Here is a 14,629-nt window from a genome sequence, read left to right as displayed (position 1 = left end):
GACCGCTCGTCGGCCCACCGGGGCGCGCTGTTGAGTGCGCCGCCGAGTGCCACTCTTTCTTACGCCCACGGCGACCATATTTGAGTCACCCGTGGCCGCGCGCGGCGCGTCGGGGACGGTCCACGGTAGGGCTCGTGGTGGCCCTGACCAACCTGGTTATCCACAGGGGGTGTGGACGGTGGCCGCATACCTGTGGAGAAGTGGCCCCAACCTGTGTACAGCCCTTGGGACGACGCTGTGGACAAGCTGACAATCTCTCCGGGGCAGCAGCTCTGACCTGCGCTTTCTTCATCCATAGGCTGTGCAGGAGAAAAAAATCCACCGTCGGACCAAGATCGGAACAAACAACGCGGAGGAGATCACTCTACGCAGTCACCAGTAATAGTCCCTGAGTATCTTTACCTCTTACTTGTGGACGATTAAGCTGTGCATGTGAACCCGGTCGCCGCCCCCTCGCAGCAGCAGGATCCAGCCCGCCGGTCCGCGGGCCGCCGCCACGACCGGGAGATCCTCGCCCTCGCCCTGCCCGCCTTCGGCGCGCTCGTCGCCGAGCCGCTCTTCGTCATGGCCGACAGCGCCGTCGTCGGCCATCTCGGCACCGCCCAGCTCGCCGGCCTCGGCGTCGCGGCGGCCCTGCTCACCACCGCCGTCAACGTCTTCGTGTTCCTGGCGTACGCGACCACCGCCGCCGTCGCCCGCCGGGTCGGCGCGGGTGACCTGCCCGCCGCGATCCGGCAGGGCGTGGACGGCATCTGGCTCGCGCTGCTGCTCGGCGTAGCCGTGATCGCCGCCGTCCTGCCGGCCGCACCCGCCCTGGTCGACGCCTTCGGCGCCTCGCCGACGGCCGCCCCGTACGCCACCACCTATCTGCGGATCAGCGCGCTCGGCATCCCCGCGATGCTGATGGTGCTGGCCGCGACCGGTGTGCTGCGCGGCCTCCAGGACACCCGCACCCCGCTCTATGTGGCCGTCGGCGGCTTCGCCGCCAATGCCGGGCTCAACGCCGGTCTGGTGTACGGCGCCGGGCTCGGCATCGCGGGCTCCGCGTGGGGCACGGTCATCGCCCAGAACGGCATGGCGGCGGTCTATCTGGGGGTCGTGGTGCGCGGCGCCCGGCGGCAGGTCACCGGGGGGAGCGGCGGGCGCGCCCTGTGGGCGGTGCTGCGGCCCGACACGGCCGGGATACGGGCCTGCGCCCGCGCCGGGGTGCCGCTGCTGGTGCGCACCCTCAGCCTGCGGGCGGTGCTGCTGATCGCGACCGCCGTCGCGGCCCGGCTCGGCGACACCGAGATCGCCGCCCACCAGATCACCCTGACCGTCTGGTCGCTGCTGGCCTTCGCGCTGGACGCCATCGCGATCGCCGGACAGGCGATCATCGGCCGCTACCTGGGCGCGGAGGACGCCGAGGGGGCGCGGGCCGCCTGCCGGCGAATGATCGCGTGGGGAGTGGCCTGCGGGGTCGTCCTGGGGCTGCTGGTGGCGCTGGCCCGGCCGCTGATCGGGCCGCTGTTCACCTCCGACCCGGACGTACGGCACGCGCTGATGTCCGCGCTGCTCGTCGTCGCGTTGGCACAGCCGGTCTGCGGGGTCGTCTTCGTACTGGACGGCGTGCTGATGGGCGCGGGCGACGGGCCGTATCTGGCCTGGTCGATGCTGGTGACGCTGGCGGTCTTCGCGCCCGCCGCGCTGGCCGTGCCCGCCCTCGGCCTGGGCCTGACCGCCCTGTGGTGGGCGATGACGCTGATGATGCTGACCCGGCTGGCCGCGCTCTGGCTGCGGTCCCGCTCCGGCCGCTGGATCGTCACGGGCGCGGCTCGCTGAGCGCGGGCACCCCGGACGAGGAACGCGCGCACCCCGGACACGGAGAACCCCGGGCACGGAAAAGGGCCGGGCGCCCCCGAAAGGGGACACCCGGCCCATATGTTCCACGTGGAACACACAGCGGTCGCGATTACGCGGCCACGACCTCCAGGTCGAGAACTGCCTCGACCTCGGGGTGCAGCCGCACCGTGACCTTGTGCGCGCCCAGCGTCTTGATCGGCGCACCGACCTCGAGGCGCCGCTTGTCCACGACCGGACCACCGGCGGTCTTGATCGCCGTGGCGATGTCGGCCGGGGTGATCGAGCCGAACAGCCGGCCAGTGTCACCGGCGCGGGTGCTGAGCTTGACCTTGACGCCCTGGAGCTGCGCCTTCACCGCGTTCGCGTCCTCCAGCGAGTGGATCTCGCGGATACGACGGGCACGACGGATCTGCTCGACGTCCTTCTCGCCACCCTTGGTCCACGCGATGGCGAAGCCACGCGGGATCAGGTAGTTGCGGGCGTAGCCCGGCTTGACGTCCACGATGTCGCCGGCGGCGCCCAGGCCGCTGACCTCGTTGGTCAGGATGATCTTCGACATGCTTCAGGTCACCCTTTCCTTATCGAGCGGTCGACGTGTAGGGCAGCAGCGCCATTTCGCGGCTGTTCTTCACGGCCGTCGCGACGTCACGCTGGTGCTGCGTGCAGTTGCCGGTGACGCGGCGGGCACGGATCTTGCCACGGTCGGAAATGAACTTCCGCAGCATGTTCGTGTCCTTGTAGTCCACGTACGCGGTCTTGTCCTTGCAGAACGCGCAGACCTTCTTCTTCGGCTTGCGCGGGGGCGGCTTCGCCATGGTGATTCTCCTAATGCGATCAAGAAGTGGGGAGGTCCGCCCTTAGAAGGGCGGCTCGTCCGAGTAGCCGCCGCCGGACGCGGCGCCGGAGCCGCCGCCCCAGCCACCGCCGCCACCGCCGCCTTGCTGGCCGCCGCCGGCCGGCGCACTGGTGGCCCAGGGGTCGTCGGCGGGAGCACCGCCGCCGCCCTGCTGCTGGCCGCCGGAGTTTCCACCCCAGCCGCCGCCACCCTGGCCGCCGCCTCCGCCGTATCCGCCGCCCTGCTGACCGCCACGGCCGCCACCACTGGTCTTGGTGACCTTGGCCGTCGCGTTCTTCAGGCTGGCGCCGACTTCCTCGACGTCCAGTTCGTAGACCGTCCGCTTGACGCCCTCACGGTCCTCGTACGACCGCTGCTTCAGCCGGCCCTGCACGATGACGCGCATGCCCCGCTGGAGCGACTCGGCGACGTTCTCGGCCGCCTGCCGCCAGACCGAGCAGGTCAGGAACAGGCTCTCGCCGTCCTTCCACTCATTGGTCTGCCGGTCGAAAGTGCGGGGTGTGGACGCGACGCGGAACTTCGCGACCGCCGCACCCGACGGGGTGAAGCGCAGCTCGGGGTCGTCGACAAGATTGCCGACGACCGTGATGACGGTCTCGCCTGCCATGGGATGACCTCTCGGCGGTGTGCTGACTGCTTCTGGCTAAAGCTGGCTACTGCTCGACTACTCGGTTACTCAGGTGCTCAAGAGCACGGAGTGCCTGACCCGCCGGACCGGACGGAGCCGGACCGGCCCGGGATCAGTGCAGTTCCGGGCGGAGGACCTTGGTACGCAGCACCGACTCGTTCAGGTTGAGCTGACGGTCGAGCTCCTTGACGACCTCAGGCGTGGCCTTGAGGTCGACGACCGAGTAGATGCCCTCGGGCTTCTTGTTGATCTCGTAGGAGAGCCGACGACGGCCCCAGGTGTCGACCTTCTCCACGCTGCCGCCACCATTGCGGACGACGGCGAGGAAGGACTCGATCAGCGGGGAGACAGCGCGCTCCTCGAGATCGGGGTCGAGAATGAGCATGAGCTCGTAGTGACGCATAGGGGAACCCACCTCCTTTGGACTCAGGCGGCCACGGCGTTTCCGTGGCAGGAGGGTTTGTATCTGCGTCGCAACGGTAGCGGGAGCCACTGACAATCGACCGTCGCCGCTGGCAGCGGCCTGGTCGGTGGGCGGCCCCGGCGCATACACCGGTGCAGACCGTACAGAGTACCCGCACTGGTCCCCCGGGTTGAAATCCGCCCCCTTTTGCCCGCAATCTGGACACATCTACTCCGTCATACTCCGGCACGGAGGTGCCCCATGGCACAGCACGCGGAACGGACCCACCACCTCACCTTCAACACCGACGGTCAGCCCCATCCGCTGGAGAACACGCTGGTCGCGGTGACCCTCGTGCTCGGCGGGATCGCCGTCGTCTCCTCGGCGTTCAACAGCCTCCACCTGCTCAGTTCCTGGACCGGCCTGGCCGGCATCCTCACCGGCGGGTACGGCCAGTTCATCTCGGCCACCACGGCGGAGCGCTTCGCCCTCGTCATCGGTCTCGGCATGGCGGCGCTCGGCTTCTACATCGGTGTCGCGCACGGAGGTCTGTTCGGCGGCCTCTGGTAGGGCCCGGGAAAAGCCCCTGACAGGGCTCCGGACAGGGCCGTACGGCAGCGGTCATAGTGAGGGCGCTTCCCCCGCGCAGTAGGCTTCGGGCCAGAAATCCGTCGTGAGTTTGGGGAGCGCCCCGCATGAGCCTGACCCTGAGGACCATCAGCCGTGAGCAGCATCTGGCGTACATCCAGAGTCTGCCGTCGGCGAGCCACTGCCAGGTCCCGGCATGGGCTGATGTGAAGTCGGAGTGGCGGTCGGAGAATCTCGGCTGGATCGACGAGAAGACCGGCCGGATCGTCGGCGCCGGCATGGTGCTCTACCGGCAGATCCCCAAGGTCAAGCGGTATCTGGCGTATCTGCCCGAGGGCCCGGTGATCAACTGGTACGCGCCCAACCTGGACGACTGGCTCAAGCCGATGCTCGCCCACCTCAAGCAGCAGGGCGCGTTCACGGTGAAGATGGGCCCGCCGGTGATCATCCGCCGCTGGGAGGGCAGCACGATCAAGGCCGGCATCGCCGACCCGGACGTCAAGCGGCTGCGCGACGTGGAGGCCGACTTCATCGAGCCGCGCGCCTTCGAGGTCGCGGACAAGCTGCGCCGGATGGGCTGGCAGCAGGGCGAGGACGGCGGCGCGGGCTTCGGTGACGTCCAGCCGCGCTACGTCTTCCAGGTCCCGCTGGAGAACCGCTCGCTGGACGACATCCTCAAGGGCTTCAACCAGCTGTGGCGCCGCAACATCAAGAAGGCCGAGAAGGCCGGCGTCCAGGTGGTCCAGGGCGGCTACGACGATCTGCCGGTCTGGCAGCAGCTGTACGAAGTGACCGCCGAGCGCGACCACTTCCGTCCGCGCCCGCTGTCGTACTTCCAGCGCATGTGGACCAAGCTGAACGCCGAGGACCCCAACCGCATGCGGCTGTACCTGGCCGTGCACGAGGGCGAGCCGGTCGCCGCGGCGACCATGCTGACCGTGGGCCGGCACGTCTGGTACTCGTACGGCGCCTCCGCCAACCACAAGCGCGAGGTCCGCCCGTCCAACGCCATGCAGTGGCGGATGCTGCGCGACGCGTACGCGATGGGCGCCAGCGTCTACGATCTGCGCGGCATCAGCGATTCCCTGGACGAGAACGACCATTTGTTCGGTCTGATTCAGTTCAAGGTGGGCACCGGCGGCCAGGCTGCCGAATACTTGGGCGAGTGGGATTTCCCGCTCAACAAGCTGCTCCACAAGGCGCTCGACATCTACATGTCGCGGCGCTGACTGCTGACTAAGGAAAGGTCCCGACCAGGCCATGGCGCTCACCCTGTACGTCGACTCCGCACGCTGGCGTGCCCACCAGCTGACCGTGGCGGACCAGTTCCCCGGCGTCGTGCCGGTCTGCAAGGGGAACGGATACGGCTTCGGCCACGAGCGGCTGGCCGACGAGGCGACCCGGCTGCGGGCCGACATGCTCGCCGTCGGCACGACGTACGAGGCCGCCCGGATCAAGGACTGGTTCAGCGGCGACCTGCTGGTGCTGACCCCGTACCGGCTGGGTGAGGAGCCGGTGCCGCTGCCGGACCGGGCGATCCGCTCGGTGTCCTCGGTGGAGGGCGTGCGCGGCCTGGTCGGCGCGCGGGTCGTCATCGAGGTGATGAGCAGCATGCGGCGGCACGGCGTCGCCGAGGACGACCTGGTCAAGCTGCACACGGCGATCGACGACGTACGCCTGGAGGGCTTCGCCATCCACCTGCCGCTGGACCGCACCGACGGCAGCGACGCGGTGGAGGAGGTCTTCGCCTGGATGGAGCGGCTGCGGGCGGCGCGGCTGCCGCTGCACACGATGTTCGTCAGCCATCTGAAGGCGACCGAACTGGCGCAGCTGCGGCAGCAGTTCCCGCAGACCCGGTTCCGGGCCAGGATCGGCACGCTGATGTGGCTCGGCGACCACGACGCGACCGAGTACCGGGGCGCGGTGCTGGACGTCACGCGGATCGCGAAGGGCGAGCGGTACGGCTACCGGCAGGAGAAGGCCGCCGCGGACGGCCATCTGGTGGTCGTGGCGGGCGGCACCTCGCACGGCGTCGGCCTGGAGGCGCCCAAGGCGCTGCACGGCCTGATGCCGCGCGCCAAGGGGGTGGCCCGGGCGGGCCTGGCGACCGTCAACCGCAATCTGTCGCCGTTCGTGTGGGCGGGCAAGCAGCGCTGGTTCGCGGAGCCGCCGCACATGCAGGTGTCGATCCTGTTCCTGCCGGGCGACGTGGCGCCGCCCGCGGTCGGGGACGAGCTGGTGGCGCACCTGCGGCACACCACGACCCAGCCGGACCGGGTCGTGGACCGCCAGCCGTCCGCGTAAGGCGCAGTCCGCGTAAGGCGGTTCGGCCCGTTCAGCTCTCCGGGTCGGCCTTCGGCGCCTGGGGCAGCGCCGTGCCCCATTCGACCCGCGGCCCCGCGAAGGGCGCCGCGTGCCGCGGCTCGTGGTGCACGGTGCCGAGGAAGAAGACGTCCTCGGCGCCGTCCAGCACCCCGCCCGCCGGGTCGTCGTCACCGCCCTGCCGCAGCACGTCGTGCTCGGGCAGCAGGATGTCCCGGACGACCATGCCGCACAGGTAGAGCGTGCCCAGCAGGTGCACGGCGATCGCCAGGTGGTAGCCGTCGGCGGACAGGCCGTGGTGCTTGGTGCCGCCGGTGACGTACGCGAGCTGCATCCAGATGCCGAGGAAGTACAGCACCTCGGCGCCCTGCCAGATCAGCAGGTCGCGCCAGCGCGGCCGGGCGAGCACCGCCAGCGGCAGCAGCCACAGCACGTATTGCGGCGAGTAGACCTTGTTGCTGACGATCAGCGCGGCCACCAGCAGGAAGGCGAGCTGGGCGAAGCGCGGGCGGCGCGGGGCGTACAGCGCGAGGGCGGCGATACCCGCGCACAGCAGCAGCATCAGAGCGGCCACGTACGCGCTGACGCCGCTGAGCGGGTTGCCGGAGCGCTGCATGATGATCAGCCACACCGAGCCGTAGTCGACGCCCCGGGTGCGGCTGAAGCTGTAGAACTCCGTCCAGCCGGCCCTGGCGCCCAGAATCACCGGGCCGTTGACGATCAGCCAGGACGCGACGGCGCCGCCGAGTGCCGCGCCGAAGGCCCGTAGCTTCCCGGCCCGCAGGCACAGCAGGAACAGGGCGAGCAGCAGCAGGACCGGATAGAGCTTGGCGGCCGTCGCCAGGCCGATCAGCACACCGGCGGCCAGCGGGCGGCTGCGCGACCACAGCAGCATGCCGACGGCGGTCAGGGCGACCGCGAACAGGTCCCAGTTGATGGTCGCGGTCAGCGCGAGCGCGGGGGACAGGGCGATGAGCAGGCCGTCCCAGGGGCGGCGGCGCTGCATCCGGGCCACGCACACCACGAGCACGGCGGCGCAGATCATCAGCATCGCGGAGTTCACGATCCAGTAGATCTGGGCGCGGTGCTGGAGGCTGCCGCCGTGCGGGGTCAGCCAGGAGGCGACCTCCATGAACAGCCCGGTGAGGACCGGGTATTCGAGGTAGTGGAAGCCGCTGCCGGAGACCGAGTCCGGGATCCGGTCGAAGTACGGCACCAGGTCGGTGGCGAAGCCGCGCTGCGAGTACAGATGCGGGATGTCGGAGTAGCAGGCGTGGATGTACTGCGGTGATCCACCCTTGAACCAGCCGCCGGAGTAGCAGGGCGCCTTCTGCGCCATGCCGAGCGCGAACATCCCGATGACGACGAGCACCATCACCCGGACCGGATTCCACCACCGGTAACCGCCCGAGCGGGCCCACCGTCCGGTGGGCCCGCCCAGGAACTCACTGCCTGCCGCGGCGACCGGGTCCTCGTCGGAGGGTCGCACAGGCAGCTCTCGCTCTTGCCGGCCGGTCTCGTCGCGGTCGCGCACGCTCGTCATGGCGCCATCCTGCCGTACCGGCCTGTGCGAGCGAGAGCCCCTCCGGCGCTATCCGTCGTTGGGTTGCTGCGTGTGCCCGCCGCCACCGCCACCGTTCCCCGGTCCGTCGGTCGTCGGTGTCGTCGTCGGACTGGTCGGCGGTGTCGTCTGGCAGGACTGGTCCCACGGCAGGCACGGGCCGCCCGGTGTGGTGGGCGGGGGCGTCGTCGGCGGGGTGGTCGGCGGCGGCGTCGTCATCGTGGGCGTGGTCGGCGGCGTCGTGGTCGGCGTGTCCGTCGGGGTCGGCGGCGGCGTGGTGTTGGTCGGCGTCGGCGACGGGGCGCCGGGCTCGTTCTGCGGGTCGCCGATCTTGGTGGCGTCCGGGAAGCCCGGGTCGTCGGAGTTGCCGAGCGCGGCCTTCATGTAGTCGGTCCAGATGGTGGCCGGGAGGTCACCACCGTGGATCGAGGAGTTGCCGCCGGTGCCGGACATCGGCAGCAGCTTCTTGGCCTTGGTGTCCTGCCGGAACATCACCACGGACGTGGACAGCTGCTGGGTGTAGCCGACGAACCAGGCGGACCGGGTGCCGCCGGGGCTGTCGGTGGTACCCGTCTTGCCCGCCGCCGTACGGCCCAGCTCCAGGGCCTTGGTGCCGGTGCCCTTCTTGACCACGTTCTCCAGGACCTTGGTGACGTTGTTCGCGATGTTGCCGTCCATGGCCTGCTTGGTCTTGGGCCGCTCGAAGCCGTCGAGCTGCTCGCCGTTGTGGATCACCTTGGTGACCGAGTACGGGTCGACCTGCACGCCGGACTTGGCGAAGGTGGCGTACGCGTCGGCCATCCGGATCGCGCTGGGCGTGGAGGTACCGATGGAGAAGGAGGCGACCTTGTCGGCCATGCTCCCCTTCAGCAGCCCCGCGCTCTCCGCGGTCGTTTCCACCTTGTCCAGTCCGACGTCCTCGCCGAGCTGCACGAACGGGCTGTTGATCGAGTACTGCATGGCCGTCATGAGCGGGACGTAGCCGCGTTTGATCGTGTCCTCGTTCTTCTGCTTGAAGACCGAGCCGTCCTTGTTCCTGACCAGGTCGCCGTTGTGGTCCCTGATCTCGATCAGGTCGTTGGCGTTGTACTTGCTCTCCGGCGTGATGGGCTTGCCGTTGCTGTGGTTGGTGCCGTACTGCATGGCCGCCGCCAGTACGAACGGCTTGAAGGTCGAGCCGACCGGCACACCACTGGTGTTGGCGTTGTTGTTGAACTCGCCCTTCTCGTAGCCCTCGCCGCCGTAGATGGCCACGATCCTGCCGTCGCCCGGTACGACCGAGGCGGCGCCGAACTGGACGTTGGTGTCGGCGTCGGTGCCCTGGTACTCCGCGTCGTCGCCCTGGTACTTGTGCGAGCCGCCGGGCTTGATGTTCTTCTTGCGGACGGCCTCGACGGACTTCTTCAGCTCGTTGACCTTGTTCTTGTCGAAGGTCGTGTAGATCTGGTAGCCGCCGCGGTCGAGGTCCTTCTGTGTGATCTTCGGACTGGAGTGCGTGGTGACGTAGTTGTTCACCGTGTCGACCAGGTAGCTGATCTGACCGCTCATGCCGGCCTGCACCTTCAGGCCCTGCGGCATCGGGTACTTGGTCCACCGGGCGCGCTCGGTGGGCGTCATGTGGCCGTACTTGACCTCCTGGTCCAGGATCCAGGACCAGCGCTCGGTGGACCGCTTGGTGTTGGCCTCGGCCGTCGCCGCCGGGTCGATGCCCTCGGCGCCGAGCGGGTCGTAGTACGTCGGGCCCTTGAGCAGCGCGGCCAGGAAGGCGCACTGGCTGGGGTTGAGCCGGACCGCGTCGACGCCGTAGTACGTCTGCGCCGCGGCCTGGAGGCCGTAGGCGCCGCGGCCGAAGTAGGAGGTGTTCAGGTAGCCGGTGATGATGTCGTTCTTGCTGACCTTCGCGCCGACCTTTATGGAGATGAACAGCTCTTTGAACTTACGGCTGACCGTCTGCGACTGGTCGAGCATCGAGTTCTTCACGTACTGCTGGGTGATGGTCGAGCCGCCCTGCGTCTCGCCGCCCTTGGCCATGTTGAACAGGGCGCGGGTGATGCCCATCGGGTCGACGCCGGAGTCGGTCTCGAAGGTCTTGTTCTCGGCCGAGATCACCGCGTAGCGCATGGCCTTGGGGATCTGGTCGTACGTGATGTTCTGCCGGTTGAAGTCACCGCCGTGCGCGACCATGCGGGTGCCGTCGGCCCAGTAGTAGACGTTGTTCTGGGCGATGGCCGCCTTGTTCTCGTCGGGGATGTCGACCATGGCGTACGCGATGCCCGCGATGCCGACGAGGGTGCCGGCGAAGCCGATGAAGAGCGCCGTGACCTGCCGCCAGGACGGCATCCAGCGCTGCCAGCCCTCCTTGCCGAAGCGCGGGTAGTCGATGAAGCGCTTCTTGGCGGGCCGGCGGCCGGGGCCGCGGCCCGCACCGCCGTCGGGGCCACCGGGGCCGCCGGTGCCTCTGCGCCGGCCGCCTCCGTTGCCGTTGCCACCGCCGCCGCGGCCCTGTGCGGCGCGGCGGGCCGCGGCGCGTCCTTCGTACGGGGCGCCGCCCGCGGGGGAACCGCCGGGACCGCCGGAGCCGCCGGGGCCAGCGCCGTAGCCGGTGGGCGGACCGCCGGGTCCGCCGGGCGGCAGACCGCCGCTGGACATCGCGCTACGGGAACCGGTGGGGGGGCCACCGGCCGCTCGTCGGCCGCCGGACGCCGGGGGCGTCGGCTGCTGTCCTCCGCGCCGGGCGGCGGCGCGGCCGCCCGGGGGCGACTGCGGCGGCTGCTTGCGACGGTGCTCGCTCATGAACAGCTACTCCTACACAGGCGGGATCGCCTGAAGGCATCGATGACTTTCCGGTCTGTCCCCCTGAGTGCGGCTGGGTCGGGCCGCACTGCACCCAGGACCAAGACGCTCGCGGACGTCGTGGGGTTCCCGGTGCTCTGCATGGCGAACAGAGTACGCACGGTCAAAAGACCCACCCGGCGAACGTTCATCACATAACGGACGGTTGACGCCTCACAGGTTTCATCTTGTGACACCCGCTGTGACACCGGTCACCGTGCACCGCCTTGCGTGATGTGTCGAAGCGTTCTATCGTCCCGATGTATCGACTCGATACATCACGCCGACACATCAGACGGATACATCGCTGGGACCGTCGGCAGGGGCATCGGGTCGGCACACAGTACGGGACAGCGTCGGACCGGCCGGAACGAGGGGACGAGGGATTGAGCAAGCGCTCCGGAATCCTCGAATTCGCGGTTCTCGGTCTGCTGCGCGAGTCCCCCATGCACGGCTACGAGCTGCGCAAGCGGCTCAACACCTCGCTCGGGGTGTTCCGCGCCTTCAGCTACGGGAGTCTGTATCCCTGTCTGAAGACGCTGGTCACGCAGGGGTGGCTGATCGAGGAGTCGGTGGTGGACAGCGGTCCGCCGACGACCGGCCTCGCCGGCCGCCGGGCGAAGATCGTCTACCGGCTGACGGCCGCGGGCAAGGAGCACTTCGAGGAGCTGCTCGCCGCCTCCGGTCCCGACGCCTGGGAGGACGAGCACTTCGCCGCCCGGTTCGCCTTCTTCGGCCAGACGTCGAAGGACGTCAGGATGCGGGTCCTCGAGGGGCGGCGCAGCCGCCTTGAGGAACGCCTGGAGAAGATGCGCGGCTCACTGGCCCGTACCCGCGAGCGGCTCGACGACTACACGCTCGAACTGCAGCGGCACGGCATGGAATCGGTGGAGCGCGAGGTCCGCTGGCTCAACGAGCTGATCGAGACCGAGCGGGCCGGACGCGACACCACGCGCCCGGACTCCGAGCAGGACACACACGACAACAACCAAGAGAACGGCGGCCGACCCGAAAGCCGGGGAACCGCGTGACGATTACACAGGGAGCAACCGGTATGGGTTCGGTTCGCGTAGCCATCGTTGGCGTAGGCAACTGCGCCGCGTCGCTGGTGCAGGGTGTCGAGTACTACAAGGACGCCGACCCGGACAGCAAGGTGCCTGGTCTCATGCACGTGCAGTTCGGCGACTACCACGTGCGTGACGTCGAGTTCGTGGCCGCCTTCGATGTCGACGCGAAGAAGGTCGGCCTCGACCTCGCGGACGCCATCGGCGCCAGCGAGAACAACACCATCAAGATCTGCGACGTCCCGCAGACCGGTCTGACCGTGCAGCGCGGCCACACCAACGACGGCCTCGGCAAGTACTACCGCGAGACCATCGAGGAGTCCACCGAGGCCCCGGTCGACATCGTCCAGATCCTCAAGGACCGCCAGGTCGACGTCCTGGTCTGCTACCTGCCGGTCGGCTCCGAGGTCGCGGCGAAGTACTACGCCCAGTGCGCCATCGACGCCAAGGTCGCCTTCGTCAACGCCCTCCCGGTCTTCATCGCCGGCACCAAGGAGTGGGCGGACAAGTTCACCGAGGCCGGTGTCCCGATCGTCGGTGACGACATCAAGTCCCAGGTCGGCGCCACCATCACGCACCGCGTCATGGCGAAGCTCTTCGAGGACCGCGGTGTCATCCTCGAGCGCACCATGCAGCTCAACGTGGGCGGCAACATGGACTTCAAGAACATGCTCGAGCGCGAGCGTCTGGAGTCCAAGAAGATCTCCAAGACGCAGGCCGTCACCTCGCAGATCCCGGACCGCGACCTGGGCGCCAAGAACGTCCACATCGGCCCGTCGGACTACGTGGCCTGGCTGGACGACCGCAAGTGGGCGTACGTCCGCCTCGAGGGCCGTGCCTTCGGTGACGTCCCGCTGAACCTGGAGTACAAGCTCGAGGTCTGGGACTCCCCGAACTCCGCGGGTGTCATCATCGACGCGATCCGTGCGGCGAAGATCGCCAAGGACCGCGGTATCGGTGGCCCGATCCTGTCGGCGTCCTCCTACCTGATGAAGTCCCCGCCGGTGCAGTACTTCGACGACGAGGCCCGCGACAACGTGGAGAAGTTCATCCGCGGCGAGGTCGAGCGCTGATCCGCACCGCACGCCGTGCGGCGGGCTGACGCGCACCGCACGACACGCACCGCATGAGGAAAGGCCCCGGGTCGCGTACCCGGGGCCTTCCGTGTCGTGTGAGGCTGTGCCCTGTGACCATGGCTGTTGTGCGCGATTTCCGCGTACTGCTCCGGCTGACCGGCTTCCGGCGGCTGCTCGCGGTACGCCTGCTGTCCCAGCTCTCCGACGGCGTCTTCCAGGTCGCGCTGGCCGCCTATGTGGTGTTCTCCCCGGAGAAACAGACCTCGCCCGGCGCGATCGCCTCCGCGATGGCCGTGCTGCTGCTGCCGTACTCGCTGCTCGGACCGTTCACCGGGGTGCTGCTGGACCGCTGGCGGCGCCGCCAGGTGCTGCTGTACTGCAATCTGCTGCGGGCCGTGCTGTCCTGCGGGACAGCCGTGCTGATCCTGCTCCATGTGCCGGACTGGCTCTTCTATCTCTCCGCGCTGTCGGTGACCGCCGTCAACCGCTTCGTGCTGGCCGGCCTGTCGGCCGCGCTGCCGCGCGTGGTGGACGAGGACCGGCTGGTGATGGCCAACGCGCTGTCCCCGACCGCGGGCACCCTCGCGGCGACCGCCGGCGGCGGCATCGCCTTTGTCGTCCATCTCTTCCTGGCCGAGGGCGCGGGGGCGAATGCGGCGACCGTCCTGCTGGGCGCCGGGATCTATCTGACGGCGGGCCTGGCCGCGCTGCGGCTGGACCGCGACCGGCTCGGCCCCGACCCGGCGCAGGTGCAGCCGCGGCTGCGCACCGCACTGGCGGGCACCGCCCAGGGGCTGGCCGACGGCTGGCAGCACCTGCGGCGGCGGCCCGCGGCCCGGCGGGCGATGGGCGCGGTCACCGCGATGCGCTTCTGCTACGGCGCGCTCACGGTCACCTTGCTGATGCTCAGCCGCTACGCGTGGTCCGACGGCTCGGACGGCGCCGGCGGCTCCGGTGACACCGACGGCCTTGCCCTGCTCGGTCTGGCGGTCGGCCTGTCGGCGGCCGGTTTCTTCGCCGCCGCCGTCTTCACCCCATGGGCCACCGCACGCTTCGGGACCGGGGGCTGGATCACCCTGTGCGCGGCCGCCTCCGCGGTGCTGCTGCCGCCGCTCTCGCTCGCCTTCGCCGTGACGCCGATGATGGCCGCCGCCTTCGTCCTCGGCGTCACCACCCAGGGCGCCAAGATCGCCACCGACACCGTGGTGCAGACCGATGTCGACGACGCGTACCGCGGCCGGGTCTTCTCCCTCTACGACGTCGCCTTCAATGTCGCCTTCGTGGGCGCCGCCGCGGTCTCCGCCCTGGTGCTGCCGTCCGACGGACGTTCCTCGACGCTCGTCCTGGCGCTCGCACTGGTCTACGCGGCGGTGGCGGTCACGATGGGCCGCATGTTCCACGTGGAACAACGGACGGCGTGAGCAGGGCTGCGTGAATCGAGGGTGCCTCGATGTTCC

Annotated in this window: 13 protein-coding genes; 7 read left to right on the top strand and 6 right to left on the bottom strand. The window is 69.4% G+C overall.

The genetic code is table 11. The features are described 5' to 3' along the window. Positions 1-432 precede the first annotated feature (432 nt). Positions 433-1,821, top strand: a complete 1,389-nt coding sequence (locus tag BM076_RS04325) for an MATE family efflux transporter (RefSeq protein WP_093712232.1) — start codon at positions 433-435, stop codon at positions 1,819-1,821. Positions 1,822-1,951: 130 nt separating this feature from the next. Here the strand turns inward: BM076_RS04325 and rplI are convergent, their stop codons facing one another. The 4 genes from rplI to rpsF all read right to left on the bottom strand — a co-directional run bounded on the left by rplI (position 1,952) and on the right by rpsF (position 3,729). Further along, positions 1,952-2,401 carry a 50S ribosomal protein L9 gene (gene rplI, locus BM076_RS04320; protein WP_093711985.1) on the bottom strand — a complete coding sequence of 150 codons (450 nt, stop codon included), beginning with the start codon at positions 2,399-2,401 and terminating at the stop codon, positions 1,952-1,954. A gap of 19 nt (positions 2,402-2,420) precedes the next feature. After that, a complete protein-coding gene (gene rpsR, locus BM076_RS04315; RefSeq protein WP_037911393.1) occupies positions 2,421-2,657 on the bottom strand; it encodes a 30S ribosomal protein S18 in 237 nt (78 codons plus the stop codon). Positions 2,658-2,699: 42 nt separating this feature from the next. Then, entirely contained in the window at positions 2,700-3,305 is a 606-nt protein-coding gene (locus tag BM076_RS04310) for a single-stranded DNA-binding protein (protein ID WP_093711984.1), read from the bottom strand. 133 nt (positions 3,306-3,438) lie between these two features. Further along, positions 3,439-3,729, bottom strand: coding sequence for a 30S ribosomal protein S6 (rpsF, locus tag BM076_RS04305; RefSeq protein WP_093711983.1), 291 nt, complete (start codon positions 3,727-3,729; stop codon positions 3,439-3,441). A 261-nt stretch (positions 3,730-3,990) separates the two neighbouring features. Here rpsF and BM076_RS04300 point away from each other — a divergent pair, with 261 nt between their 5' ends. The 3 genes from BM076_RS04300 (at position 3,991) to BM076_RS04290 (ending at position 6,621) form a co-directional block, all read left to right on the top strand. Then, on the top strand, positions 3,991-4,299 hold the full coding sequence (locus BM076_RS04300; protein WP_093711982.1) for a hypothetical protein: 309 nt from the start codon (positions 3,991-3,993) through the stop codon (positions 4,297-4,299). A 125-nt stretch (positions 4,300-4,424) separates the two neighbouring features. After that, positions 4,425-5,546 carry a lipid II:glycine glycyltransferase FemX gene (locus BM076_RS04295; protein ID WP_093711981.1) on the top strand — a complete coding sequence of 374 codons (1,122 nt, stop codon included), beginning with the start codon at positions 4,425-4,427 and terminating at the stop codon, positions 5,544-5,546. A gap of 31 nt (positions 5,547-5,577) precedes the next feature. Further along, positions 5,578-6,621, top strand: coding sequence for an alanine racemase (locus BM076_RS04290; RefSeq protein ID WP_093711980.1), 1,044 nt, complete (start codon positions 5,578-5,580; stop codon positions 6,619-6,621). A 31-nt stretch (positions 6,622-6,652) separates the two neighbouring features. Here the strand turns inward: BM076_RS04290 and BM076_RS04285 are convergent, their stop codons facing one another. Both BM076_RS04285 and BM076_RS04280 read right to left on the bottom strand, forming a co-directional pair. Further along, positions 6,653-8,182, bottom strand: a complete 1,530-nt coding sequence (locus BM076_RS04285) for a glycosyltransferase family 87 protein (protein WP_093711979.1) — start codon at positions 8,180-8,182, stop codon at positions 6,653-6,655. A 48-nt stretch (positions 8,183-8,230) separates the two neighbouring features. Then, positions 8,231-10,540 (bottom strand): transglycosylase domain-containing protein, encoded by a 2,310-nt coding sequence (locus tag BM076_RS04280; RefSeq protein ID WP_093712231.1) that lies wholly within the window; start codon positions 10,538-10,540, stop codon positions 8,231-8,233. Positions 10,541-11,418: 878 nt separating this feature from the next. Between BM076_RS04280 and BM076_RS04275 the strand changes: the two genes are divergently transcribed. From BM076_RS04275 to BM076_RS04265, 3 genes are all read left to right on the top strand, one after another. Continuing rightward, positions 11,419-12,063, top strand: coding sequence for a PadR family transcriptional regulator (locus BM076_RS04275; protein ID WP_093711978.1), 645 nt, complete (start codon positions 11,419-11,421; stop codon positions 12,061-12,063). Positions 12,064-12,086: 23 nt separating this feature from the next. Then, the gene (locus BM076_RS04270) at positions 12,087-13,169 is read left to right on the top strand and encodes an inositol-3-phosphate synthase (protein ID WP_093711977.1); all 1,083 of its coding nucleotides are present in this window, start codon (positions 12,087-12,089) and stop codon (positions 13,167-13,169) included. Between the two features lie 119 nt (positions 13,170-13,288). Then, on the top strand, positions 13,289-14,593 hold the full coding sequence (locus BM076_RS04265; protein WP_093711976.1) for an MFS transporter: 1,305 nt from the start codon (positions 13,289-13,291) through the stop codon (positions 14,591-14,593). Positions 14,594-14,629 lie beyond the last annotated feature (36 nt).

The sequence above is a fragment of the Actinacidiphila alni genome (assembly GCF_900112845.1).
In the GTDB taxonomy this organism is placed as follows: domain Bacteria; phylum Actinomycetota; class Actinomycetes; order Streptomycetales; family Streptomycetaceae; genus Actinacidiphila; species Actinacidiphila alni.
The sequence above is the reverse complement of the archived record's forward strand: the minus strand, read 5'-3'. Positions and strand labels throughout refer to the sequence as shown.

Excerpts from the sequence above, each read along its gene's own strand:
- BM076_RS04265 (WP_093711976.1), top strand. The coding sequence starts at position 13,289 with ATGGCTGTTGTGCGCGATTTCCGCGTACTGCTCCGGCTGACCGGCTTC.
- BM076_RS04270 (WP_093711977.1), top strand. The coding sequence starts at position 12,087 with ATGGGTTCGGTTCGCGTAGCCATCGTTGGCGTAGGCAACTGCGCCGCG.
- rplI (WP_093711985.1), bottom strand. The coding sequence starts at position 2,401 with ATGTCGAAGATCATCCTGACCAACGAGGTCAGCGGCCTGGGCGCCGCC.
- rpsF (WP_093711983.1), bottom strand. The coding sequence starts at position 3,729 with ATGCGTCACTACGAGCTCATGCTCATTCTCGACCCCGATCTCGAGGAG.
- BM076_RS04300 (WP_093711982.1), top strand. The coding sequence starts at position 3,991 with ATGGCACAGCACGCGGAACGGACCCACCACCTCACCTTCAACACCGAC.
- BM076_RS04310 (WP_093711984.1), bottom strand. The coding sequence starts at position 3,305 with ATGGCAGGCGAGACCGTCATCACGGTCGTCGGCAATCTTGTCGACGAC.
- BM076_RS04295 (WP_093711981.1), top strand. The coding sequence starts at position 4,425 with ATGAGCCTGACCCTGAGGACCATCAGCCGTGAGCAGCATCTGGCGTAC.
- rpsR (WP_037911393.1), bottom strand. The coding sequence starts at position 2,657 with ATGGCGAAGCCGCCCCCGCGCAAGCCGAAGAAGAAGGTCTGCGCGTTC.
- BM076_RS04290 (WP_093711980.1), top strand. The coding sequence starts at position 5,578 with ATGGCGCTCACCCTGTACGTCGACTCCGCACGCTGGCGTGCCCACCAG.
- BM076_RS04280 (WP_093712231.1), bottom strand. The coding sequence starts at position 10,540 with ATGCCGTCCTGGCGGCAGGTCACGGCGCTCTTCATCGGCTTCGCCGGC.
- BM076_RS04285 (WP_093711979.1), bottom strand. The coding sequence starts at position 8,182 with ATGACGAGCGTGCGCGACCGCGACGAGACCGGCCGGCAAGAGCGAGAG.